This window comes from Crenobacter oryzisoli (assembly GCF_030385785.1).
In the GTDB taxonomy this organism is placed as follows: Bacteria; Pseudomonadota; Gammaproteobacteria; order Burkholderiales; family Chromobacteriaceae; genus Crenobacter_A; species Crenobacter_A oryzisoli.
Genome location: NZ_JAUEDK010000062.1, coordinates 1 through 23752, shown reverse-complemented (window position 1 = coordinate 23752; position 23752 = coordinate 1). Strand labels below are relative to the sequence as shown.

Genomic DNA, 23752 nt, shown 5'->3' with positions numbered 1-23752 from the left:
GGCGGTCGGTTTCTTGACCTGCAAAGCAGACAGGATGCTGGTTTGTTCCTGGCTAATCGATGAGATCCCCGAGATTGGCTGAGTGTTGTTCAAGGTCACGCGGTGGTGTTGAATCCGACGCAGCAGTGATAGCGCCCGTTCGGGCGACAGGCTACTTTCACTGGCAGCAAGGCGCTGGCGCATTACTCGATACAGAACCAAAGCCATGAAGCAGATCATGGCGTGGGCACGGATACGGTCCGGCAGCCGGTGGTAGACCGGTCCGATTTCGATTTCCGACTTCAGCACGCGGAAGCCGCGTTCGATATCCGCGAGTGACTTATAGCGCTCGATGACTTCGTCGGGCTTCAGATCAGCGGTATTGGTCACCAGCAGGAGTTTGCCGTCCATCAGCCGTGCATGCGCCAGCGCCTGTGCGTCGATGTCGTAGCTGAACAGCTCACTCTTGAGATTGACGCGGACGATGCGCGCCAAGTGTGCTTCGCATACCTCATGGTAGAAACGCGCCCGCGCGCCACCATCCGATAGCTTACGGCCTCGGCTACGTTTGCCGGCATCTTGCGCATCGAGTTTGCCGGTCCATTCGGCTGCCTTCCGCTCCAGCTCGGCGATCAGACGGTCGCGCTGTGCGCCTTGCTCAGCGGCGGTTTCCGGGTTATGCGCGATGATCAGGCGCAAGCCTTCCCATTCAAGCTCACCGGTGACTTCCTGGGTTGCATTCAGGCAATCCGCCTGCTGAAACGGTGTCAGTAACTCGACGAAGTCGGAGTAGCGGCGCCCCGGCACCGCCAGGATGAATTCGAGCGGCTGACCGCTCGGCAGGCTGATCGCCTGCAATTCGGCCAGGTTGTCGGTGGACAGCAGCCCACGGTCGGCGACGGCGATCACACGCCGGATCGGGAAACGCTGGATCACCTTCTCGATGGTCGGCTTGAGCGTCGTGACTTCGGCGGTATTACCATCGAACACTTCGTGGTAGAGCGGAATGCCGTCGGCAGTCTGCACCACGCCGAGCATGAACTGGCGGGCGATCACGCCTTCCTTGGCCATGCCGAATTTGCGCACATCGCCATCCTGCTGCGACAGGCCTTCGGCACGGATGGTGGTCATGTCATAGAACACCACTGCCAGTTCCTGATCGAGCAGCGGACGTAGCAACGCAGACACGACCTGGTCGACGGCGTCTTGATGCACGATCAAGGCATCCATCGCACGCAGCAGGTGCTGGTGCTCGATGGCTTCGGCAACGATGCCAGGCAGGCTGACGGTTTCCAGCCAGCGCAGCACACCGAGCTTGGAGTCGGGGTCGCACAGTCGATTAAGCACCATCACCCGAACCAAGGCTTCTATGTCGATGCTGTGGCGGGTACGGCGGAAGGCTTTGCGCAGCTGACCAAAGCCCAGTTCTTCCCAAAGCTCGGTCAACGCCCAAACGTCACCCAGTGCACGGGCCGATTCGAAGGTCGGTGCGACATGGTCAGGCATGGAACGACCGGTCAGGCGCAGTAAGCCGGAAATGACGGACTCGAGCTCCGAGCCAATCTGGTCAAGCCGTCCGAGGGTGGCGACGGTGCGTTTTTTGACGCGCCCATCCTCCCCCCGGTAAGACTCGACCAGTTGAACGTAACGGCGGCTGCCGGACTTGGTGACTTTGACAAACATGCCGTCACTTTATCAGGCATATAGTGCATGTCAAATAACGGTTTTATGGTCAAAAACGTGCCACCACAAGAGTTTTGGCGAAATCGACACTGAAACCCGCATGGTTATTAGAGGTCAGCAGCGAAAACAGGCAATTTTTGGGGGCGAACTGTCGAACTCGGGATTTCGAGACAGGAAGAAGCAGGCCAGACAAGGCTATGCCAAACACAAGAAGCGGGAAGTTTTTACTTCCCGCTTCTTTTTTTCCGAGCCACGGCGAATGATTGCTCAGTGTTGACCATGTTGATGGCCATTTATGACTGTGGCATGTTTAACTGCTCTAGCGGCAGCCGTCACCTTCCATACCCTTATCCGGTCCCATCATGTAGATTGGATGTCTATTATTGAAACTGTTGTTGCAATCGCTTTGCGGTGCTGTGGATCGTAGTGGCAGCCCGAAAGAAGGATTTCGACGATGGACCCCAAAAAGATTATCCGTCATGTCTTACGTCTACGCTTTCACAATGATGCATGGGCTGGCGATCTATTGGTCTGCCTTATCGGCATTCTGATTGCCTTGCTGGTGATGCTTTACTGACTCTCCCGCTGTTGGATTTTTACCGTTATCCGACATGAACCATGTGCCCTCGCTGACAAGACGAGGCAACAAAAAACCCGCCGAAGCGGGTAGTCGACAATTTAATGATAAAACGGCGGCGGTGTGGTGAGGCCGCGGTACCGTAAGTGGTGGCTAGCTACAAGATTCGGGGGAAGTTCGCATTCGTTTTGCCGGCAGATCAACGCACCAACTGCGACCATACGCCACAGTTCATCATGCGTCAGCCGCGGTGCCGCCTCGGCCAGATTCTCGGCCAACAGGGCAGCTGCATGCAGACCAGTCAAGTTGCCAGGGACGGCCCCTTCCCCTCGTACCATCATTTCGAAGATATCCAGAGCGTTCATCGGTGGCGCTCGCTTCGGGAGTGGACGAATCCTAAATATAGGATCTGCGGCGTGAGCGATCGATTGATGCGACGAAAGGACATGGCGATGGCCTAGCGATTCTCAACTTCATTTTCTGTGAAACATCCTTAATCTATGCCCCAGAAAGCCGCTTCCATCGGGTATGATGGCTAGCATTCAGTCTTGGACTGACGGACTTGGCTGCAGCGATGGCAAAAGTGCTTGATTCGTGGTGTAGCCCGGCGTGTCTTTCGCAAAGTCCGTCTAGTCACGATAAAAGGATGTTATCGCCATGCTGTTGATGATAGATAATTACGACTCGTTCACTTACAACCTTGTCCAGTATTTCGGCGAGCTAGGCCAAGACGTGCAGGTGTACCGCAACGACGAGATCACCCTTGAGCGCATTGCCGAGCTGGCACCGCAATACCTGGTGATTTCCCCGGGGCCCTGTTCTCCGAACGAAGCGGGCGTGTCGGTTGAGGCTATCCATCGCTTTGCAGGGGAGATTCCAATTCTGGGGGTCTGCCTCGGCCACCAGAGCATCGGTCAGGCCTTCGGGGGCAAGATCGTTCACGCTCAGACGCTGATGCATGGAAAGACCTCTCCGGTCGCTCACAAGGATATCGGGGTGTTTCGCGGCTTGCCCAACCCCGTCACCTGCACGCGTTACCACAGCCTGGTCATTGAACCGAACAGCCTGCCCGACTGTCTGGAGGTAACTGCCTGGACTGACGACGGCGAGATCATGGGGGTGCGGCACAAGACGCTGCCGATCGAGGGGGTACAGTTCCACCCGGAATCGATTCTGACCGAGCACGGTCATGCCATGCTCGATAACTTCCTGAAAGAACACGCCTGAAGGTGCGGTCGAGAGTCGCTAAGTCCTCTCAGCGTTGTTGCTCTGCCCTGCTTTCACTATCTGCGACAGAGCGCCTGACTGGGACCGCTGCGTCGAGTGCCAGCTTCGGAGACACCCGGCAACGCCTCATTGTTTAGCGGCTCTAAGCCAAACGCGAGCCACAACGTATTGGAGACGCCAGAAACATGATTACCCCACAGGCCGCGCTAAACCGGCTGATTGACCAGAACGAACTGTTTTACGACGAAATGCTCGACCTGATGCGTCAGATCATGCGCGGCGAGGTGTCGCCGGTGCTGATGGCGGCCATCCTGGTCGGTTTGCGCGTGAAGGTAGAGAGCGTGCTGGAGATCGCCGCTGCCGCCACCGTGATGCGCGAATTCGCCACGCCGGTGCCGGTGACCGACCGTACTCACCTGATCGACATCGTCGGGACCGGTGGTGACAAGGCGCGCACCTTCAACATCTCCACCACCGCCATGTTCGTGGCCGCCGCCGCCGGTGCACGGGTTGCCAAGCACGGCAACCGTGCGGTGTCGTCCAGCAGCGGCAGCGCCGACGTGATCGAGGCGCTGGGCATCAGCCTGGCCCTGTCGGCCGAACAGGTGGGCCAGAGCATCGACAAGGTCGGCCTGGGCTTCATGTTTGCCCCCAACCACCATTCGGCGATGCGCCATGTCGCGCCGGTGCGCAAGGAACTGGGCGTACGCACCATCTTTAACATTCTCGGCCCGCTCACCAACCCGGCCCAAGCCGAAAACCAGCTGATGGGCGTGTTCCACCCTGACCTGGTCGGCATCCAGGCGCGGGTGCTGAAGGAGTTGGGCAGCCGCCACGTGCTGGTGGTGCACGGCCGCGACGGCCTCGACGAGATCACCATCGCAGACAAGACGCTGGTAGCCGAGCTGAAGGACGGCCGTATCGAGGAGTACGAAATCGACCCGCGCCAGTTCGGTATCGCGCTGGCCGACGACCTGAAGGCGATCCGTGTCGACACCGCCGAGGAATCGCAGCGCATGGTACTGTCGGTGCTGGCAGGTTCGCACGGTCCGCATCGCGACATCGTGCTGCTCAATGCTGGTGCGGCCATCTACGCCGCCGGCGTTGCCGACTGCCTGGCCGAGGGCATAGAGCGCGCCCGCGAGGCGATAGACTCCGGTCGTGCCCGTCAGAAACTTGACGAGCTGGTACAATTCACTCGGTCACTAGCCGCCTGACATTCAGAACAACACGGTTCGGCCAACATTGTTGGCCGTTTTTGCTGGCGGCGACGCTGTCATCACATCACTACAAAAGCGCTAAGCAATGCACACTCCCTCCAAAGACATCTTTAAGGCGTATGACATCCGCGGCGTAGTCGGCAAAACGCTGACCGCGGAAGCTGCCGAGCTGATCGGCCGCGCCATCGGTAGCGAAGCGCAGGTGCGCAACGTAAAGGCGATCGTGGTCGGCCGCGATGGTCGTCTGTCCGGCCCGGAGCTGGTCGAGGCGCTGTCGAACGGCATTCGCGCCGCCGGCATCGACGTGATCGACGTCGGCCGTGTCGCCACGCCGATGCTCTACTTTGCCGCCTATAAGCTCGAAACCCTGTCGGGCGTGATGGTGACCGGCAGCCATAATCCGCCGGACTACAACGGTTTCAAGATGATGCTGGCTGGCGAGACGCTGGCAGGTGATGCCATCCAGGCATTGCGTCAGCGCATCAAGGAGAAGAATTTCTCTGAAGGCGAAGGCCGTTACGACACCTACGACATCGCCGAGGCGTATCTGGAGCGCATTACCTCTGATATCAAACTGTCGCGCCAGATGAACATCGTGGTCGATTGCGGTAACGGCGTACCGGGCGCGTTTGCGCCGGTGCTGTTCCGGCGCCTGGGCTGCCGTGTGCGCGAGCTATTCTGCGACGTCGATGGTACCTTCCCGAATCACCACCCGGATCCGGCCAAGCCGGAAAACCTGCAGGATGTGATCGAAGCGCTGGCCAAGACCGACTCGGAAATCGGCCTCGCCTTCGACGGCGACGGCGACCGCCTCGGTGTGGTCACGAAAGATGGCACCATCATCTGGCCGGACCGCCAGCTGATGCTGTTTGCCGCCGACGTGCTCGAGCGTCACCCGGGTGCCAAGGTAATCTACGACGTGAAGTCCACCCGCTTGCTGGCGCCGTGGATTCGCGAGCATGGTGGCGAGCCGGTGATGTGCCGCACCGGCCACAGCTTCATCAAGGCTGCGATCAAGGAAACCGGCGCCCTGGTGGCCGGTGAAATGAGCGGGCACGTGTTCTTCAAGGAGCGCTGGTACGGCTTCGACGACGGTCTGTACGCGGGGGCACGCCTCTTGGAAGTGTTGTCGCAGGTTGATAACCCGAGCGAGCTTCTCAATGCGCTGCCAAACTCGGTGTCGACGCCGGAGCTTAACCTGAAGATGGCGAAGGAAGGCGACAACCACGAACTGATCGCCAAGTTGCAGGAAACCGCTCAGTTTGACGGGGCTGACGAGGTGATCACCATCGACGGTCTGCGCGTCGAGTATCCGGACGGCTTTGGGTTAGCCCGCGCGTCGAACACCACGCCGGTGATCGTGCTGCGTTTCGAGGCTGACAACAAGGACGCGCTCGAACGCATCAAGGGCGACTTCCGCAAGGTGCTAGCCTCCGCTACCGACGCCAAACTGCCGTTCTGACACACGCCAAGGTTGGCCGAACGCCGACCTTGAACCACACTGGGGACATGGCCCGCGCTGTGTCCCCGTTGCATTGAAAGGAACTCTATGTACGCTCAAGCCGCCAGCACGCTGACTACCGTGCGCGACCTGCTGCGCTTTGCCGTGTCACGTTTCAACGAAGCCGGCCTCACTTACGGGCACGGTTCCGACAACGCCTACGACGAGGCGGTGTACCTGATCTTGGCAACGCTGAAGCTGCCAATCGACCAGCTGGAACCTTATCTCGATGCTCGCCTGTTGGAAGTCGAGATCAAGGATGTCCTCGATGTGATTGAGCGTCGCGCTGTTGAGCGCATCCCCGCTGCCTACCTGACCCATGAGGCTTGGCAGGGCGAGTTCAGCTTCTATGTCGACGAACGGGTGATTGTGCCGCGCTCGTTTATCTACGAATTGCTCGGCGAGCCACTGGCACCGTGGATCGAGCATAATGAGCTGGTTCACCGTGCCCTCGACCTGTGCACCGGCTCGGGCTGCCTGGCGATCCAGTTGGCGCATCACTACCCGGATGCCAAAGTCGATGCAGTGGACATCTCACTCGACGCGCTGGAAGTGGCTGGCATCAACGTACAGGGCTACGGCCTGGAGGACCGGGTCAACCTGATCCACACCGATCTGTTCGAGGGTCTGGAGGACACCTACGACCTGATCATCTCCAACCCGCCCTACGTCGACGCCGAATCGGTTGACGAGCTGCCGGAGGAATACCTGCACGAGCCGGAACTGGCACTGGGCTCAGGGCTTGATGGCCTTGATGCCACCCGGGTAATTCTTGAAAAGGCGGCCGACTTTCTGAATCCGAAGGGTGTGTTGCTGGTCGAGATTGGCCACAACCGCGAAGTGCTGGAAGCCGCTTTCCCTACCCTGCCCTTCGTCTGGCTGGATACCAGTGGTGGCGATGGCTTCGTGTTCCTGCTGACCCGCGAGGACCTGGTGGCCATGCGCGGCGAGTAATCCGCCTAGTCCCATAAAAACGCCGGCTCCACAGAGTCGGCGTTTTTTATTTCCGGCCGATGTGGTCGGCCAGCCCCGCTGTTACTGGAAACCAAAATTGCGCAGTAGAACCGTTCCGGTCAGCAGCATGACGACGCCGATTACCAGATCGAGCACGCGCCAGCTCGCCGGTTTCTCGAATACCGGCGCGAGCTTGCCGGAGAAAAAGCCGATCGCCACGAACCAGGTAATCGAAGCGGTGATGCAGCCGAGGATAAAGCTCAACTGCGAGCCCGGTCCGTAAGCAGACGACAGGCTCCCGATCAGCACCACGGTGTCGAGCCACACATAGGGGTTGAGCAGCGTCACCGCCAGGATGGTGCGGATGACGGCCTTCCTGTCGCGCTCGACGCTGTCGCTGAGCGTCAATCCCGACGGCGCCAGCGCGGCGCGAAATGCCTTGTACGCCAGCCAGAACATGAAGGCGGCACCGAGCCAGGTCACCGTTTTGACGAACAGCGGCAGGCCGGCGATCAGGCTGCCCATGCCGAACACCCCCGCACTGATTAGCAGAATGTCGCAGACGACGCAGATGACGACGATGGGTGCCACATGGCTGCGGCCGAGCCCCTGTCTGATGACGTAGGCGTTCTGGGGGCCGATGCCGATGATCTGGCCGGCGGACAACATCAGCGCAGACAGATAAACACTGGGATTGAAAAACATAGTAAAGGCGGCGGTAAGCCGCAGAAACAAAGGGATTGGAGCGACAGCCTACGTTTATCGGCTTGTTGAATCAAACTGATTGTTTTACTGTTTCATTAGTAGAATTAATAATCGAGTTTGGCCGGAAGGAGCCGTCGTGTTCGACCCTCGTCACCTACAAGCCTTGTCCGCCGTGGTCGACTCGGGCGGCTTCGACAAGGCGGCCAGTCAGCTGTTCATCACCCAGTCGGCGGTGTCGCAGCGCATCCGCCAGCTCGAGGACAGGATTGGCCAGTTGGTGCTGACCCGCACCACCCCAGTGCAGCCGACGACAGTCGGACGCCGCCTACTCCAGCATTACCGTCAGTTGTCGCTGATGGAGGCCGACCTGATGGATGCGCTACAGCCGGACAACGATGCCAATCAGTACACCACCCTGGCCGTCGGCGTGAACAATGACAGCCTGGCGAGCTGGTTCCTGCCGGCGATCGCTCCGCTGCTGGCCGAACGGCGGCTACTGCTCGATGTGATGCTCGATGATCAGGACTACACGCACGAGCTGATGCGCCAGGGTCATGTGATAGGTTGCGTCAGCACCCGTGCGCAACCTATCCAGGGCGGCGACAGCGTTCCGCTCGGGGTGATGCGCTACCGCTGTCTTGCGACGCCGGCTTTTGCCATCCGCCACTTCCCCGGTGGGCTAAGCCATGAGGCACTGGCCAAGGCGCCGGCAATCGAGTTCAGCCACAAAGACGACCTGCACAGCGAGTACCTGGCCGACAAGCTTGGCTATCGCGGCAGCTATCCGCGCTTCCTGCTGCCGAACCCAGCGAGCTTTATCGATGGCACGCGGCTGGGCTTCGCGTACAGCCTGTTGCCTGAGCTGATGCTTGGGGACGAGCTGGCCAAAGGCGAACTGATCGACCTGACCCCTGGGCAATGGGTCGACCTGCCGCTTTATTGGCATCACTGGCGGGTGGGCTCGGCGTTGGTCGAAGACTTGGCGGATACCCTGCTCGCCTATTGCCGTCAGGCGCTACGGCCGATTCCGGACCGGAGCTAAGAGCCTGTTCTAGGTCTTGTTACGGACTATGCTGACCGGATTGGCGGTGGGCGGGGGCGGGGGCTTTGGGGCTGGATGGGCGATGACTACTTCCCTTTGAACCCGGGCATGCCTTTAGCCAGGTCGCTTTGGGCCAAGGGCAAGGCGGCTTGTACTGCAGTCAGGAAGTCAGCTTACAAATCCTCGATGGGAATGGAGCGGCGGAAGAAGTCGGCCCAGGCAAATTCGGCAAAGGCAGTCGGCGTCTTATCGTAGCCGCCGGCATTTCGCACGTAGCCGGCAAGAGAACGGTAAGTGACATCGACCAGCTTCTCCATTTGATGCGGGATGGCCGAGTAAGAATGTCGCACGCCGTGCTCATCCAGCGGGTGAACCAACAGGTGCTTGTTCATTTCCTTCCAGAAATCTTCCAGGCTGTAGGAAGACAGATCAGCCTCAACCTCAAAAAAGCCTGTTACGACACCGGCCTCGAAAGCCGCCCGGCCCAGGTGATGATGGTCGGTAATATACAGTTTCCTCCGGCCCAATCACGGCAGGCATCGGATGGGACGGCATAAAGTCCCGTTGCTCCTGGTGCTTTAGCGAGGCCAAGTGCTTTTTCTTGTCCCGAACTTCAATCATGCCAACTGTGATCTGGGTTGGATGGAGTTCATGAATCGCCGACTCCTTGATATTGGACATCTTGCTCTCCTTCAACCAACTCGGCCCACGCTGGGCTGCTCCGCCACTGAAGGATAGCAAACACGGCCGCGATCAAATGAAGGAGAGCCGGCGACCTCGTGAATGTCCGCCGGCATAAAAAAACGGAAGCCAGAAGGCTTCCGTTTTGCAGTGGTGCTGGTCGCGAGCTTAGCCGACCCACTTGCGGGCGTTGGCGAACATCCGGTACCAACCGCCGAGCTCTTGCCAGTCGTCCGGGTGCCAGCTGTTCTGCATCGCACGGAACACGCGTTCCGGGTGTGGCATCATGATGGTGAAACGGCCATCAGGCGTGGTGACGCCGGTGATGCCCTGCGGCGAACCGTTCGGGTTGAGCGGATAGGTCTCGGTCGAGCGGCCGTTGCCGTCAATGTAGCTCAGTGCCACGGTTACCTTGTCGATCGCGCCCGGCGCGAACACAGCGCGGCCTTCGCCGTGGCTGACCACCACCGGCAGCTCGCTGCCGGCCATGTCGGCCAGGAAGATCGACGGCGATTCCGGCACGCGCACCATGCTGAAGCGCGCTTCAAACTGCTCCGACTGGTTGCGGCGGAAATGTGGCCAGTTCTCGGCGCCCGGAATGATCTCGGACAGGTTCGACATCATCTGGCAGCCGTTGCACACGCCAAGCGCAAAGGTGTCGGAGCGCTGGAAGAAGCCTTCGAACTGATCGCGAGCGCGGGCGTTGAACAGAATGCTCTTCGCCCAGCCTTCGCCGGCACCCAGCACGTCGCCGTAGCTGAAGCCGCCGCAAGCCGCGAGGCCTGCGAACTCTTCCAGTGAACGGCGACCGCTGATGATGTCGCTCATGTGCACGTCCACCGCCTCGAAGCCGGCGCGGGTGAACGCTGCGGCCATCTCGACTTGACCGTTCACGCCCTGCTCGCGCAGTACTGCCACGCGCGGACGCTTGCCAGTGGCAATGAACGGTGCGGCCGGGTCGGCGTTGACGTCGAAGCTCAGGTTGACCGACAGGCCCGGGGCCTTTGGATCGGCCAGCAAGGCAAACTCGCTGTCGGCGCAGGCCGGGTTGTCGCGCAGACGCTGAATGCGGTAGCTGGTTTCGCTCCAGGTGCGCTGCAGCTCAGTGCGCGGCTCGTTGAGCAGCTCCTGGCCGCGGTGCTTGATCACCAGGCGGTCGTCGCCGTTGACGCGGCCGATCACAAACAGTTCGCGGCCAATGCCAGCCTGCATGAAGCGTGCGATAACCTCGGAGGTGTTGGCCTTCTTCACCTGCAGTACCGCGCCGAGTTCTTCGTTGAACAGTACGCGCATGATGCGGCCATGGGTCGTCTGCTCGTCGCTCGGTTGCACCAAATCTTCGGCGAAGCGCTGGGCGTTCTGACGCTCGATCACCAGTTCCTGCAGATCGATGCTCACGCCCACATGGCCGGCGAACATCATTTCGGACAGGGTGGCGAACAGGCCGCCTTCCGAGCGGTCGTGGTAGGCGAGCAGCATGTCGTCGCGCAGCAGCGACTGCATGGTGTTGAAGAAGGTGACCAGTTGCTGCGGGCTTTCCACGTCGGTGGCGCGGCCGTGCGGGTAGTTCCACACCTGGCCGAACGCCGAGCCGCCCAGGCGGCAGCGACCGTAGCCCAGATCGATCAGGATCAGATCGGTGTCCTTGTCGGACTTCAGCTCCGGGGTCACCGACTTGCGCACGTCTTCCACCGGGGCGAAGGCCGATACTACCAGCGACAGCGGGGAGGTAACGGTTTTCTGCTCGCCGTTTTCCTGCCAGGTCGTCTTCATCGACAGCGAATCCTTGCCCACCGGGATGCTGACGCCGATTTCCTGCGACAACAGCGACACTGCTTCGACGGTCTGGAACAGCTTGACGTCCTCGCCCGGGTGGCCTGCAGCGGCCATCCAGTTGGCCGATAGCTTGACGTTGTCCAGCTGGCCGACAAACGCCGACGCAATGTTGGTCAGCGCCTCACCTACTGCCATGCGGCCAGACGCGGCTGCCGAGTGCAGTGCGGTCGGCGCTTTCTCGCCCATCGCCATCGCCTCGCCACGGATGCTGTCGAAGCCCATCGTGGTGATGGCCGCATCGGCCACCGGTACCTGCCACGGACCAACCATCTGGTCGCGATAGGTCAGGCCACCCACGGTGCGGTCGCCGATGGTGATCAGGAACTGCTTGCTGGCCACGACCGGCAGGCGCAGCACGCGGTAGGCGGTTTCGCGCAGGTCGAAGCGCGAAGCGTCGAACACGCGGAATTCCGGCTCCTGCGACTTCACGTCGCGCACCATGCGCGGCGGCTTGCCGAGTAGTACGTCCAGCGGCATGTCCACCGGGCTAGCGTCGAATACGTCGTCGCGCACCTGGAGGTGACCATCATCGGTGGCGGTGCCGATCACGGCGAACGGGCAGCACTCGCGCTCGCACAGCGCGGCAAAGCGCTCTAGCGCGTCCGGCAGGATCGCCAGCACATAGCGCTCTTGCGCCTCGTTACACCAGATCTGCATCGGGCTCATGCCGTGCTCTTCCAGCGGTACCTTGCGTAGCTCGAAGATCGCGCCGCGACCGGAGTCGTTTACCAGCTCCGGCAGCGCGTTGGACAGACCGCCCGCGCCGACGTCGTGGATCGAGACGATTGGGTTCTTCTCGCCCAGCTGCCAGCAGCGGTCGATCACTTCCTGAGCGCGGCGTTCGATTTCCGGGTTGCCACGCTGTACCGAGTCGAAATCCAGGCTCTCGGTGTTGGCACCGGTGTCCATGCTGGACGCCGCACCGCCACCCAGACCGATCAACAGGCCCGGACCGCCCAATTGGATCAGCAGCGCGCCTTCCGGAATCTGGTGCTTCTCGATCTGCTGCTCTTGGATATTACCGACACCGCCGGCCAGCATGATCGGCTTGTGGTAGCCGCGCATCTCGCCGTCGACTTCCTGCTCGAAGGTGCGGAAGTAACCGTTTAGGTTCGGTCGGCCGAATTCGTTGTTGAATGCGGCGCCGCCGATCGGGCCTTCGATCATGATCTGCAGCGGCGAGGCGATGCGGCCCGGACGGCCGTACTCGGCTTGGTCAGCGCGGTATTGCTCCCACGGCTGGGTGAAGCCCGGAATGTTCAGGTTCGACACCGAGAAACCGGTCAGACCGGCCTTCGGACGCGCGCCGCGGCCGGTGGCGCCCTCGTCGCGGATCTCGCCGCCGGCACCGGTGGCCGCACCGGCGAACGGCGCGATTGCGGTCGGGTGGTTGTGCGTCTCGACCTTCATCACGATGTGGGTCGGTTCGCTGTTGAAGCCGTAGCTCTGGGTGTCGGCGTTCGGGTAGAAACGGTCGATGACGCCGCCCTCGATCACCGAGGCGTTATCCTTGTAGGCGACCAGCGTGCCTTGCGGATGGGCCTTGTGGGTGTCGCGGATCATGCCGAACAGCGTCTTGTCCTTCGCTTCGCCGTCGATGATGAACTGCGCGTTGAAGATCTTGTGGCGGCAGTGCTCAGAGTTCGCCTGGGCGAACATCATCAGCTCGACGTCGCTCGGGTTGCGGCCCAAGCGCTTGAAGCTGTCGACCAGGTAGTCGATCTCGTCGTCGGACAGTGCCAGCCCCAGGGACTGGTTGGCCGATTCGAGGGCGGCGCGGCCGCCTTCAAGAACGTCGACGCTGGCGTGCGGCTGCGGCGCGATATGGCTGAACAGCTGAACGGCATCATCGAGATTACCGAGCACGGTCTCGGTCATGCGATCATGCAAGAGAGCCGCCAGCGCCGCACGATGCGCTTCGGTCAACGGACTGGCAGACTTCACCCAGACTGCGGTGCCGCGTTCGATCCGGCGGATCTGGTTCAGGCCGCAGCGATGAGCAATATCGGTGGCTTTCGACGCCCAAGGCGATACGGTGCCAAGGCGTGGCACCACGAGGAAGAGTTCGGCTTCGCCACTCGGCGCCGCCTGGCTTGCAGGCTGCTCTCCGCCGGACGTCAGCAGGCGTGTCAGCGCATCGATGGATGCAGCATCAAGTTCGGCACTGCTTTCGGCGAAGTGCCAGTATTCAGTGTGGAGGGAAAGCTCGGGCAAACTGGCGGCCTTGGCCAATTCGAGCAGTTTATCGAGACGAAACTGGGAAAGGGCACGACCGCCCCTTAGCTTGAGTACCTGGGACATGCGTCACTCGCGACAGGTGTGTGGCAGGGAAGCTGTATATGATAACCCAAAACGCCAACTACGACTAAGCCTCGCCCTTCCCGCCTGTCGCCAGCTAAAATCATGTCACCATTCTAAATTATTAGTCGCAGGAGTCGTTTTATATGAAGAAAGTCGAAGCCGTTATCAAGCCGTTCAAGCTCGATGAAGTACGCGAAGCGTTATCTGACATCGGCATCAACGGCCTGACCGTTACCGAGGTGAAGGGCTTCGGTCGCCAGAAGGGCCACACCGAGCTGTACCGCGGCGCCGAGTATGTGGTCGACTTCCTGCCTAAGGTGAAGATCGAGGTGATTCTGCCGGATGATCTGGTCGACCGTGCGATCGATACCATCGTCGCCACTGCTCGTACTGGCAAGATCGGTGACGGCAAGATTTTTGTAACTCCGGTGGAGCAGGTAGTGCGCATCCGCACAGGCGAAACCAACGAGCAGGCTATCTGATTTTCCTCTTGCCGGCCGCTCTGGCCGGCAGCCTATCCCTCCCTGCAAGCCCCCTTCCCTACGCTTTTCCCGATTGACTGGAATGACTATATAGAGCGTAATAAGCTAATGGCATCATTGCGCCTGCATTGAGCCTGCTGCATTCATGGCAACGTCAGACAAATAGCAAAAAAACAGCTAATTAGAGACCGCGTAGTAATCCCAGTCTGAGACCCCGCCGCCATCAATGCGGCAAGGTAGAGCGGCGGCACTGGGAAGGTGTCTAGCGACGCAACAACGAGTATGTGTTGTTGCCGCATATAAATAAGGGGGCGCTTCAATCAATGTCCAGTCCACTTCGCTACGGACTTGCTGCCGGATTCCTGTTCACCCTTGGTGTTTATGCGCACGCCGAACCGCCGCTCTGGAAACAGCCTGCCTACAGTAATGCCATTCAGGCTGCACGGGGTGGCAAGCCACAGGCCGCTCTAGACATGCTTGAGGCCGAGCAGCGCAAGGCGCCGCTCACCGGCCCGTTGCTCGACGATTACCTGACCCTCCTCGGCTGGGTTGGGCGCAAGGATGAGGCATTGCAAAAGGCGCATGCCGTCGATCCGGCGACGCTGTCTGCAGATACGCTGGCTCAGTTGGGGCGCATCGCACGCGACAAGCGCGACTACCCTTATGCCGTCACACTCTATCGCCAGGCGCTAGCCAAGTCGCCCAGCGCCGATCACAGCGCGGGCCTGGCGATGGCTCTGTCAGATAGCGGCGACAGTACCGCGGCTTTGTCTGTGCTCGATGCTGCCAAGTCAGAGGCACCCAAGGATCAACTGGGTCTGACGCGTGCCCGCGCCTACATCCTTGCTCATTCGCCCAATTTGACTGGTGCCCTTGCCTATCTGCAGTCCAGCCGAGAGCGTTTTCCCAATGACCCCGATCTGGAGCGCAGCTATACCGAGTTGCTGCTGCGGCTTGGGGCACCGCAAAGTGCCAGCGATTCGCTCAAGCAGAGTCGGTTACTTGACCAGGATTTGAACAATCAGGTCGAGCTCGATCGGATCGCCTATGCGAGCCGCTGGGGTGATGCGGAAGAGCGCACAGAACAAGGCGAGGCCCGTTACAGGACCATCGACAAGGCGCTGATTGACAGTAAGGTAATCAAGAGCCAGTTGCCTGAGAGCGCAGCCCGACAGCGGATGACGGCGCTTGCGGACAGACTGGTGCTACTGCAGCAACGCAATCGATCACGCGAGGCGATACAGCTGTACGAGTCGCAATCCGAGGACAAATTGCCCGCTTACGCCGAAGCGGCAGTGGCGGATGCCTATCTCAAAGAGCAGCAGCCCAAGCGTGCCATCCAGCTTTACGAGCATGCTTTGGCCAACACCCCGCCCAAGGATGCGCCTCTAGACTGGCGGCTGGGCCTCGTCAATGCCTACGAAGATGCCGGCCAGACAGGCAATGCCGAAAGGGCCATGGCGCAGTTGAAGGCAGACACGCCACGAATCCGCTACGATGCGCCGAGCCGGCAGAACCGCTACAACCCCGATTATGGTCAGGTCATGCAGGCCGATGCGATGCTGCAGGCGTATCACAACCGCACAGCGTTGGCGCAGCAGAAACTCGATGGCATGCTCGATGAAGCCCCATACAACCCCGAGTTACGCAGTAATTGCGGGGCGTTGGCATTGCTGAGAGGGCAGCCTCGCGAGGCTGCAGGTATCTATACTCGGGTGCTTGTCGACGAGCCCGACTACACTGATGCAAAGATCGGCCTTGCCAGTGCGCAGATCGAAAGCGACCAGTTCGCTGCCGCCGAAAAGTCGGTTGCCGCGGCCAACGCCGCTGCACCCGAGCGCCAGAGCACGCAACAGCTCAATCAGGAATGGTATTGGCAGAATCGGCCTGAGCTGGTGGTCGACTCGGGCAAGGATCTGAGCGGTGCACGGGGTGCGGGGCAGTCCAACGAATGGAATGTCGAGGCCCGCCTCTACAGTGTGCCATTCGACTACAACTGGCGTATCTTTGTCCGCACCTATAACGGCCGCGCTTCGTTTGACGATGCGCCGGACGCGCGACGTGACACGGCCGGCGCCGGTGTGAACTATCGGTCGGCCAACTGGACCGGCGAGGCGGCCATAACCCAGTCGACCGACGGCACAGACAGGGTCGGTGGTTTCATCGCGGCCAACTGGACACCCAACGACAAACTGAGCGTTGGGCTGCGACACGAAGAAGACACCGACGCCATCCCGATCAAGGGGCGCCTGTCCGATGTGCATGGTCGCAATACCAGTGCCGAACTTGGTTATCGCGTCGACGACATCCGCCAGTTCATGGCGGCTGTGAACACGATAAGCATGAGCGACGGCAACCGTCGCGATGCGCTCACGGCCAACTGGACCGAGCGCTGGTACTCCGGGCCCACGTACCGTATAGACACCATCCTGTCTGCCTATGCCAGCCAAAACCGCGACATTCCGTCGGCCCTGTACTTCAACCCACAACGCGACAATGAGATCGGCCTGACCGCGCTGCAGGACTGGCTACTCTGGCGGAACAGCACTACCACCCTGCACCACCGGCTCGGCCTCTATCTGGGGAACTACTACCAGCAAGGCTTTGGCAGTGATACCTCCTGGCTCGCCTACTACGAGCAGGAGTGGGCTTGGACGTCGCGAGCCTCGCTACGTTACGGTTTTGCCCGAAACAGCCACCCCTATGATGGGGTGAGCGATGCCGGCAACCGCATCTACATGAACCTTGACTGGCGACTCTGATCATGACAAATAGGTACCTGTTCAATGCGCTGATCGGCCTGCTATTTATGGTCATGGCCAGTCTTGTCGGCGCAGCCCCTGCCGCCAGTGGCTCTCGACTGATTGTCCTCTGTTACCACGAGGTGGTGCAGAATGTTCAGCCCGATGACCCGTACAGCGTCGACGCGGTGGGGCTGGTGAAGCAGCTGGAGTGGATGCGCGGACGCGGCTATCAGTTCGTCAGCGTCGACGATGTGCTGGCGGATCGGGCTGGCACCCGCCCCCTGCCAGAAAAGGCGGTGCTTCTGAGCTTCGACGACGGCTATGAGAGCGTCTATTCCTATGTGTTCCCTATCCTGAAGCTGTTCAAGGCACCGGCCGTCATCGGGCTGGTTGGCAGCTGGCTCGACGCGCCGCAAGGCGGGCAGGTGAACTACAGTGGCAAAACGGTGCCGCGGGCAAATTTCCTCACCTGGCCGCAGATACGCGAAATGCAGGCCAGCGGTCTCGTCGAGGTGGCGAGCCACACTTATGACCTACATTACGGACAGATCGCCAATCCGCAGGGCAACGAGGAGCCGGCTGCCAGCACCCAGCATTACGATGTGAAGACCGAGCGCTATGAAAGCCGCGACCAGATGCAGGCAAGGGTGCGTGCCGACTTCATCCGCAATTCAGCCCTGATCAAGCGGGAAACTGGCAAGGCGCCGCGCGTGATGGTCTGGCCTTACGGCAGCTATACCAAGGAACTGACAGACATCACCACTTCGCTAGGGATGCCGATCACCCTGACGCTAGACGATGGCGTCAATTTGAGCACTACGCCGTTGAGCAGGCTGCGCCGTGTCCTGATCGACGCCAGCATGACGCTGCGCGACCTGGCCTACATCTTCAAATCGCAGGAAACGGCCCCCAATGGCTTGCCACGGCAGCCTACCCGGGCGATGAGGGTCAGCATCGATAGCATTTACGATGCCGATCCGGTGGTGTTCAACAACAACCTCGGCAAGCTGCTCGACCGCGTGAAGGAGATGGGGCCGAGCCTGGTGTACCTGCAGGCTTATTCTGATCCGGGTAATACCGGCGTTGCGCAGTCGCTCTATTTCCCCAATCGCCACATGCCGGTGCGGGCCGACCTGTTCAATCGGGTGGCTTGGCAGTTGCACACCCGGGCCGGCGTCGAGGTGTATGCTTGGCTGCCATTGCTGGCCTACCACTTGCCTGATGGTGCTCACCTGTCCCCTTACTCTACCGCCTCGCGGACGCTGATCCGGGACATTTACGAAGACCTGGGGCAGTCGGGACGGTTTGCGGGGCTGCTGATGCAGGACGATGGCCAGCAGAACGAGCAAGACGACGCCAGCGCCGATGCCTTGCGTACCTACCAGCAGTGGGGATTGCCGGCATCGCTGGAACAGATCCGGCAGGATCCGAGGCTCGCGGCGCGCTGGAGTGAGGGCAAAACCGAGCAGGTCAACGATTTTAGCCTTGAGCTTGCCAAGTTGGTGCAGCGCTACCAGCCCGATCTGCGCGTGGCCCGGACACTGAACCCGAATGTCGTGTTGCACCCCGAGTCGCGTGCATGGATATCTCAGTCATTTGACAAGTCGTTAAGCAACTATAATTACATTGTAATATCTGCACTGTCTCGCAGTACCGGTGGCGAAGATGGATTGCGCACCTTGTTCCAGAAGGTGGCGAGTTATCCGGGGGGCTTGGATAAGACCGTATTCGAGCTGCCTAGTCAGGACGGACGGAACGGGGAAGCGCCGGTGCCGGTCGATACCCTAGAGCAACGGGTTGTGGATCTGCACACCTGGGGGGCGCGAAACATCGGCTACGCCCCGGATGAGCCGTTCCAGAACAACCCGGATGTGGCGAGCTTCAAGCGCGTGTTCTCAATGACGAGCGAACCGGAGCGTTAGCGGATGCAAACCTTCCTCGGAAGTCTAGGTGCTGAATGGTATGCCCTGCCTTGGGTGCTGCTGTTGGCCTACGCGTTCTACTATCCGCTATTCATGGCCTATCTGTGGATGGTTGGAGCTCTCTACTACTATTTCCACTACGAGCGCAAGGATGCACCGCTGGAGTTGCCGCCCGATCTCGACTACCCACCGATCAGTGTTCTTGTGCCCTGTTACAACGAAGAGGAGGATGTCTACGAGACCCTCCACTTCGCCTTGGCGCTCGACTATCCCGATTTCGAAGTTATCGCGATCAACGATGGCAGCAAAGATCGCACCGGCGAGATACTCGACGAGTTGGCCGGTATTCACCCACTTTTGCGTGTGGTGCACCTGGCCAGTAACCAAGGCAAGGCAGTCGCCCTGAACACTGGTTGCCTGCTGGCGCGGCATGAGCATCTGCTGTGTATCGATGGCGATGCCCTGCTCGACCCGCATTCAGCCAAGTGGCTGATGCGCCACTTTGTCGGCAGCCCTCGAGTCGGCGCGATTACCGGCAATCCCAGAGTGCGCAACCGGACCACGCTGCTCGGCCGGTTGCAGGTGGGGGAATTCACTTCGATCATCGGCCTGATCAAGCGGGCACAACGCACCTATGGGCGTTTGTTTACTGTATCGGGAGTGATTGCTGCGTTTCGCAAGACAGCACTGCATCAGGTTGGCTATTGGAGTGATGACATGCTGACCGAGGACATCGATATCAGTTGGAAGATGCAGCTCAAGCATTGGGACGTGCGCTTCGAGCCCAGGGCTCTGGTGTGGATCCTGATGCCTGAGACGCTGAAGGGGCTCTGGAAGCAGCGGTTGCGCTGGGCCAAGGGGGGCTCGCAGGTGTTGCTGCGCAATTTCGGCATCATCCGGCATTGGCGGATGCGCCGTATGTGGCCAGTGTATGCAGAATATTTTCTCAGCGTGGCCTGGGCCTATCTGATGGCCACCTTGATTATGACTTGGCTGATCGGTCTGGTCGTGCCGTGGGACTTCTGGCCGCGTATCGCCTCACCATTGATTCCGGGCTGGCATGGCATCGTGTTGGGCACGACCTGCCTGATACAGTTCAGTATCAGCAAATGGCTGGATGGTCATTACGATCGAGGCCTTGGACGCAATTATTTCTGGATGATCTGGTATCCACTGGTCTACTGGTTGATCAATATCTGCACAACCACGGTGGCCTTGCCGCAGGCGATTGCTCACCGCCGCGGCAAGCGGGCCCGCTGGGTGAGTCCTGATCGAGGGATCAGAGCATGAGTATTGCTCATGACGGAGTTATCATTGAGGCCGAGCACAATCTGACTCTCATGCAGCGGTTGGTCTCGATGTCGCTGACTACCCTGCTCTGGCTGTTCTGGATGTATCTGTGGATGCCGCTGATCAGCCTGATTGGCTGGTATTTTGGTATTCAACTGATATATGACCAGATGGTGCTGCGCGAGGGTTGGTATAGTTTAATAAAATTGCTATTGGTTTACGCGTTGATTGTCGCAGCGCTAAGCGGGCTGCTGTTGGTATGGGCGCGGATCAATTACTACCGCTTTGCCGGTCGTGAACGGCGCCGGCGGGCTCCTGACTTGTCGCTGGCCGTGTTGGCGAGCGACTTCGGCCTTTCCCGTGCCACGGTTGAGGCGGGTCAGGCGAGCCGGATCGCCGTGGTTTACCACGACGAAACCGGGATGATCGCAGCGATCGAGGCACACGATGTCCCACCGGCGATGACAGAGAGCGCCGGAGTGTTGGTCGGTTGATCCACCGTCGTGGTTGGTTCGGCAATAAAAAACCCGACGCATGTGCGTCGGGTTTTTTGTGCAGCTGGCAGGCTTACTTCCAGAATTTCCACCAAGGCATCTCTTGGGTCTTCCATTGATCCTTCAGGTAGGCGCTTTGCGGGTAGTTCATCGCCAGTACGCGCTTGGTATCGTCGCGTAGCGTCGGCATGTCGAGCCTATCGTAGGCGGTCACCATGAGCGCCAGCGCCTCTTCCGGATACTTGGTGTTGGAATACTCCTTCACCACCCCCTGAGCGCGGTTGGCGGCGGCAAGATAGGCCTCGCGCTTCATGTAATAGCGGGCCACGTGCATTTCATATCCGCCCAGGGCGTCGAGCAGCTTGACCATCTTGTCGCGGGCGTCGGCGGCATAGGGGCTGTTCGGGAAGCGGGTGGTCAGCTCGCGGAAGGCCTGAAATGCTTCTTTTGTGGCCTTCGGGTCGCGCTCGCTCATGTCCTGGCCGGCCCATTTCGACAGCAGGCCGGCGTCGTCGTTGTAGTACACCAGGCCCTTCAGGTAGTACATGTAGTCGAGGTTGGGGTGGGCTGGGTGCAGCTTGATGAAGCGGTCGGCTGCAGCAATGGCTTGCTCCGGCTCACCAGCCTTGTACTGGGTGTAAGCCAGGTCCATTTGGGCTTGCTGCGCGTAACGCCCATAGGGGAAGCGCGACTCCAGCGTTTCATAGAGCTTGACTGCACGGGTATAATTACCACTGCTCAACTCATCTTTTGCTTCGGTGTACAGTTTTTCCACTGTCCATCCGCGTGTTTCGTCGTACGGCTCCGTGGACGCACATCCGGCGAGGGCCGCCGTCACCAACATAGCTGCTACGATTTTTTTCATGACCGATCCTTACGCAGATTCCGACGATTATAACGATCTCTCGGAAAATGAAACATCCGCACCGCGAGAACTCGTCGTACCGCCTGAACTGGGCGGCGAGCGCCTCGACGCCGCACTTGCCAAATTGTTGTCCGATTATTCCCGTAGCCGTCTGACGGCCTGGATCAAGGATGGCCAGGTCCAGGTCGACGGCAAGGTCGTGCTGCTGCCCAAGACCAAGCTCTTGGGCGGAGAGCGCCTGAGCATCGTCGAGACAATGTCCGATGAAGTGCTGGCCTACCAGCCGGAACCGCTGGAGCTCAATATCGTATACGAGGATGACGCGATTCTCGTCATCAACAAGCCGGCCGGTATGGTCGTGCATCCGGCCGCAGGCAACTGGACCGGTACACTACTCAACGGCCTGCTGCACCACTACCCTGCATTGGCCCAAGTGCCACGTGCAGGCATCGTGCATCGTCTCGACAAGGATACCAGCGGCCTGATGGTCGTGGCCAAAACCCTGCAGGCGCAGGCCGATCTGGTACGCCAGCTGCAGGCGCGCACCGTCAAGCGTATCTACCGCGCGGTGGCGGACGGCAACGTGCCCTACGACGGCACCATCGACGCCAATATCGGCCGCGACCCGCACAACCGTTTGAAAATGGCGGTGGTGAAGTTCGGCGGTAAGGCGGCGGTTACCCATATGCGCGTGCTGGAGCGCTATACCAGCCACTCGTATATCGAGTGCCAACTGGAGACCGGCCGTACTCACCAGATCCGCGTGCACATGAAGGAAGCGCGCCATCCGCTGGCGGGTGATCCGGTGTATGGCAACCCGCGCCACCCGATGAGCGAGCAGGTCACCGAACTGGTGAAGGCGCTGAAACGCCAGGCACTGCATGCCTTCTCGCTGTCGCTGGTCCACCCAGTGACCGGCAAGGAGATGACCTGGAAGAGCAAGCTGCCGGACGACATCCGCCACCTGCTGTCGGTGCTGCGCGATGAAACCGGTATGGCCAGCGGCCACACCACCACCCGCCCGAGCTGGGCCGAGGACGACAGCGACGAGGACTGGGACGACGACGATTATGATGTCGAGGTGCACTATGTCCGCGAATAAGCAGGTCGGCGGCATCAAGCGGCTGGGCGAGGTGCTGGGCATCGATGCGCAGGCCGATGCCGGCGACTGGCTGACCGCCAGCTGGCCGGCCCCGGCGAACGTGCGCACGCTGATCACCACCCGCGCTGGCGGCGTCAGCAAGCCGCCGTTCGACAGCCTGAACCTGGGCCGTCATGTCGGCGACGACGATGCTGCCGTTACCGCTAACCGCGCCAAGTTGGCCGAACGGCTGCCGGCCGAGCCGGCCTGGCTCAGCCAGGTGCACAGCACCGTGGCGGTCGATGCCGCCCAGGTGGGCAAGCCGGCCCCGGAGGCGGACGCCAGCTTCACCGACCGAAGCGGCGTGGTGTGTGCGGTGATGACCGCCGACTGCCTGCCGGTACTGCTGACTGACCGTGCCGGCAGCGTGGTGGCCGCCGCCCACGCCGGCTGGCGCGGCCTATGCAACGGCGTGATCGAGAACACCGTCGGAGCGATGGGCGTGGCGCCGATCGAGCTGATGGCTTGGCTGGGTCCGGCCATCGGCCCGGATGCCTTCGAAGTGGGTGCCGAGGTGCGTGAGGCCTTCATGGCGCACGATGAGCGGGCCGAGATGGCATTCGAGCCGATCGGGGACGGCAAATACCTGGCCGACATCTATGCCCTCGCCCGCCAGCGGCTGAACGCGCTCGGCGTGAGCCAGGTGTATGGTGGCGAGCACTGCACCGTGCTGGAGCGCGAGCGCTTTTTCTCCTACCGGCGCGACCGCGTCACTGGGCGCATGGCCAGTTGCATCTGGTTGGCAGATTGAGCCACGTGTCTTATCCGCACAAGAGCCCCGCCTAGGCGGTAATGCCGTTCACTTAAGCAAGTGAACGGCATTTTTCATGGTGCGAATCTTGCTCATATTCCGGCCAGGTTGACTCCCTCACGTTGGTCAAGATGGTAAGCAAGGCTCATAAACACCCTGATTTCTCTGCACTTTCTCAGCAAATTGACCCCGCATGGATCGCCCACGCACTTGCAGTGACCGGCAAAGCCAGCGTGCGGCGGCGTAAATTGCCGGCCGAACAGGCCGTCTGGCTGGTCATTGCGTTGGCGATGGACCGGCATCAGTCCATCCCGGAGGTCGTCGCTCATCTCGATCTGGTGCTGCCTGACGAGGTCA

Annotated in this window: 19 protein-coding genes and 1 pseudogene; 14 read left to right on the top strand and 6 right to left on the bottom strand. The window is 60.5% G+C overall.

Features of this window, described 5'->3' with window-relative positions:
* The coding region (locus QU481_RS21110; protein WP_289831990.1) for an IS1634 family transposase at positions 1-1662 on the bottom strand (1662 nt) is incomplete at its 3' end.
* Positions 1663-2116: 454 nt separating this feature from the next.
* Here QU481_RS21110 and QU481_RS21105 point away from each other — a divergent pair.
* Positions 2117-2239, top strand: coding sequence for a hypothetical protein (locus QU481_RS21105; protein WP_289831989.1), 123 nt, complete (start codon positions 2117-2119; stop codon positions 2237-2239).
* Between the two features lie 101 nt (positions 2240-2340).
* Here QU481_RS21105 and QU481_RS21100 read toward each other — a convergent pair whose 3' ends face one another.
* Complete coding sequence (locus QU481_RS21100) at positions 2341-2604, bottom strand: hypothetical protein (protein ID WP_289831988.1); 264 nt, start codon at positions 2602-2604, stop codon at positions 2341-2343.
* 292 nt (positions 2605-2896) lie between these two features.
* Between QU481_RS21100 and QU481_RS21095 the strand changes: the two genes are divergently transcribed.
* The 4 genes from QU481_RS21095 to prmB all read left to right on the top strand — a co-directional run bounded on the left by QU481_RS21095 (position 2897) and on the right by prmB (position 7141).
* Positions 2897-3466: an aminodeoxychorismate/anthranilate synthase component II gene (locus QU481_RS21095; protein WP_289831987.1), complete on the top strand. Its 570-nt coding sequence runs from the start codon at positions 2897-2899 to the stop codon at positions 3464-3466.
* A 185-nt stretch (positions 3467-3651) separates the two neighbouring features.
* The gene (gene trpD / locus QU481_RS21090) at positions 3652-4683 is read left to right on the top strand and encodes an anthranilate phosphoribosyltransferase (RefSeq protein ID WP_289831986.1); all 1032 of its coding nucleotides are present in this window, start codon (positions 3652-3654) and stop codon (positions 4681-4683) included.
* A gap of 88 nt (positions 4684-4771) precedes the next feature.
* The gene (locus QU481_RS21085; protein WP_289831985.1) at positions 4772-6148 is read left to right on the top strand and encodes a phosphomannomutase/phosphoglucomutase; all 1377 of its coding nucleotides are present in this window, start codon (positions 4772-4774) and stop codon (positions 6146-6148) included.
* Between the two features lie 87 nt (positions 6149-6235).
* Positions 6236-7141: a 50S ribosomal protein L3 N(5)-glutamine methyltransferase gene (gene prmB, locus QU481_RS21080; RefSeq protein WP_289831984.1), complete on the top strand. Its 906-nt coding sequence runs from the start codon at positions 6236-6238 to the stop codon at positions 7139-7141.
* Positions 7142-7222: 81 nt separating this feature from the next.
* On the opposite strand, the gene QU481_RS21075 is transcribed toward prmB, so the two are convergent.
* Positions 7223-7846: a LysE/ArgO family amino acid transporter gene (locus tag QU481_RS21075; RefSeq protein WP_289831983.1), complete on the bottom strand. Its 624-nt coding sequence runs from the start codon at positions 7844-7846 to the stop codon at positions 7223-7225.
* Between the two features lie 136 nt (positions 7847-7982).
* Here QU481_RS21075 and QU481_RS21070 point away from each other — a divergent pair, with 136 nt between their 5' ends.
* Positions 7983-8888: a LysR family transcriptional regulator ArgP gene (locus QU481_RS21070; protein ID WP_289831982.1), complete on the top strand. Its 906-nt coding sequence runs from the start codon at positions 7983-7985 to the stop codon at positions 8886-8888.
* Between the two features lie 173 nt (positions 8889-9061).
* Here QU481_RS21070 and QU481_RS21065 read toward each other — a convergent pair.
* Both QU481_RS21065 and purL read right to left on the bottom strand, forming a co-directional pair.
* A pseudogene (locus QU481_RS21065) lies at positions 9062-9509 on the bottom strand (ParB-like protein).
* Positions 9510-9737: 228 nt separating this feature from the next.
* Positions 9738-13706: a phosphoribosylformylglycinamidine synthase gene (gene purL / locus QU481_RS21060; RefSeq protein WP_289831981.1), complete on the bottom strand. Its 3969-nt coding sequence runs from the start codon at positions 13704-13706 to the stop codon at positions 9738-9740.
* A 143-nt stretch (positions 13707-13849) separates the two neighbouring features.
* Here purL and QU481_RS21055 point away from each other — a divergent pair, with 143 nt between their 5' ends.
* The 5 genes from QU481_RS21055 to pgaD all read left to right on the top strand — a co-directional run bounded on the left by QU481_RS21055 (position 13850) and on the right by pgaD (position 20638).
* Positions 13850-14188, top strand: a complete 339-nt coding sequence (locus tag QU481_RS21055) for a P-II family nitrogen regulator (RefSeq protein WP_289831980.1) — start codon at positions 13850-13852, stop codon at positions 14186-14188.
* A gap of 284 nt (positions 14189-14472) precedes the next feature.
* Complete coding sequence (gene pgaA, locus QU481_RS21050; RefSeq protein WP_289831979.1) at positions 14473-16950, top strand: poly-beta-1,6 N-acetyl-D-glucosamine export porin PgaA; 2478 nt, start codon at positions 14473-14475, stop codon at positions 16948-16950.
* A 2-nt stretch (positions 16951-16952) separates the two neighbouring features.
* Positions 16953-18854: a poly-beta-1,6-N-acetyl-D-glucosamine N-deacetylase PgaB gene (pgaB, locus tag QU481_RS21045; protein ID WP_289831978.1), complete on the top strand. Its 1902-nt coding sequence runs from the start codon at positions 16953-16955 to the stop codon at positions 18852-18854.
* A 3-nt stretch (positions 18855-18857) separates the two neighbouring features.
* Positions 18858-20144 carry a poly-beta-1,6-N-acetyl-D-glucosamine synthase gene (gene pgaC / locus QU481_RS21040; RefSeq protein WP_289831977.1) on the top strand — a complete coding sequence of 429 codons (1287 nt, stop codon included), beginning with the start codon at positions 18858-18860 and terminating at the stop codon, positions 20142-20144.
* Entirely contained in the window at positions 20141-20638 is a 498-nt protein-coding gene (pgaD, locus tag QU481_RS21035; RefSeq protein WP_289831976.1) for a poly-beta-1,6-N-acetyl-D-glucosamine biosynthesis protein PgaD, read from the top strand. Before pgaC ends, pgaD begins: the two co-directional genes overlap by 4 nt.
* 73 nt (positions 20639-20711) lie before the next feature.
* Here pgaD and QU481_RS21030 read toward each other — a convergent pair whose 3' ends face one another.
* Positions 20712-21503, bottom strand: a complete 792-nt coding sequence (locus QU481_RS21030) for an outer membrane protein assembly factor BamD (RefSeq protein WP_289831975.1) — start codon at positions 21501-21503, stop codon at positions 20712-20714.
* On the opposite strand from QU481_RS21030, the gene rluD reads away from it, so the two are divergent.
* The 3 genes from rluD to QU481_RS21015 all read left to right on the top strand — a co-directional run.
* Positions 21502-22605, top strand: a complete 1104-nt coding sequence (rluD, locus tag QU481_RS21025; RefSeq protein WP_289831974.1) for a 23S rRNA pseudouridine(1911/1915/1917) synthase RluD — start codon at positions 21502-21504, stop codon at positions 22603-22605. The two genes, QU481_RS21030 and rluD, sit on opposite strands and share 2 nt — an antisense overlap.
* Before the next feature lie 13 nt (positions 22606-22618).
* On the top strand, positions 22619-23395 hold the full coding sequence (gene pgeF / locus QU481_RS21020; protein WP_435382753.1) for a peptidoglycan editing factor PgeF: 777 nt from the start codon (positions 22619-22621) through the stop codon (positions 23393-23395).
* 131 nt (positions 23396-23526) lie between these two features.
* The coding region (locus QU481_RS21015; RefSeq protein WP_289831972.1) for a transposase domain-containing protein at positions 23527-23752 on the top strand (226 nt) is incomplete at its 3' end.

Bases quoted from the DNA above. Each gene is read 5' to 3' on its own strand.
- QU481_RS21075 (WP_289831983.1), bottom strand. From the start codon at position 7,846: ATGTTTTTCAATCCCAGTGTTTATCTGTCTGCGCTGATGTTGTCCGCC.
- QU481_RS21085 (WP_289831985.1), top strand. From the start codon at position 4,772: ATGCACACTCCCTCCAAAGACATCTTTAAGGCGTATGACATCCGCGGC.
- QU481_RS21095 (WP_289831987.1), top strand. From the start codon at position 2,897: ATGCTGTTGATGATAGATAATTACGACTCGTTCACTTACAACCTTGTC.
- pgaC (WP_289831977.1), top strand. From the start codon at position 18,858: ATGCAAACCTTCCTCGGAAGTCTAGGTGCTGAATGGTATGCCCTGCCT.
- QU481_RS21100 (WP_289831988.1), bottom strand. From the start codon at position 2,604: ATGAACGCTCTGGATATCTTCGAAATGATGGTACGAGGGGAAGGGGCC.
- pgaD (WP_289831976.1), top strand. From the start codon at position 20,141: ATGAGTATTGCTCATGACGGAGTTATCATTGAGGCCGAGCACAATCTG.
- trpD (WP_289831986.1), top strand. From the start codon at position 3,652: ATGATTACCCCACAGGCCGCGCTAAACCGGCTGATTGACCAGAACGAA.
- purL (WP_289831981.1), bottom strand. From the start codon at position 13,706: ATGTCCCAGGTACTCAAGCTAAGGGGCGGTCGTGCCCTTTCCCAGTTT.
- QU481_RS21030 (WP_289831975.1), bottom strand. From the start codon at position 21,503: ATGAAAAAAATCGTAGCAGCTATGTTGGTGACGGCGGCCCTCGCCGGA.
- rluD (WP_289831974.1), top strand. From the start codon at position 21,502: ATGACCGATCCTTACGCAGATTCCGACGATTATAACGATCTCTCGGAA.
- QU481_RS21055 (WP_289831980.1), top strand. From the start codon at position 13,850: ATGAAGAAAGTCGAAGCCGTTATCAAGCCGTTCAAGCTCGATGAAGTA.
- QU481_RS21105 (WP_289831989.1), top strand. From the start codon at position 2,117: ATGGACCCCAAAAAGATTATCCGTCATGTCTTACGTCTACGCTTTCAC.
- prmB (WP_289831984.1), top strand. From the start codon at position 6,236: ATGTACGCTCAAGCCGCCAGCACGCTGACTACCGTGCGCGACCTGCTG.
- pgaB (WP_289831978.1), top strand. From the start codon at position 16,953: ATGACAAATAGGTACCTGTTCAATGCGCTGATCGGCCTGCTATTTATG.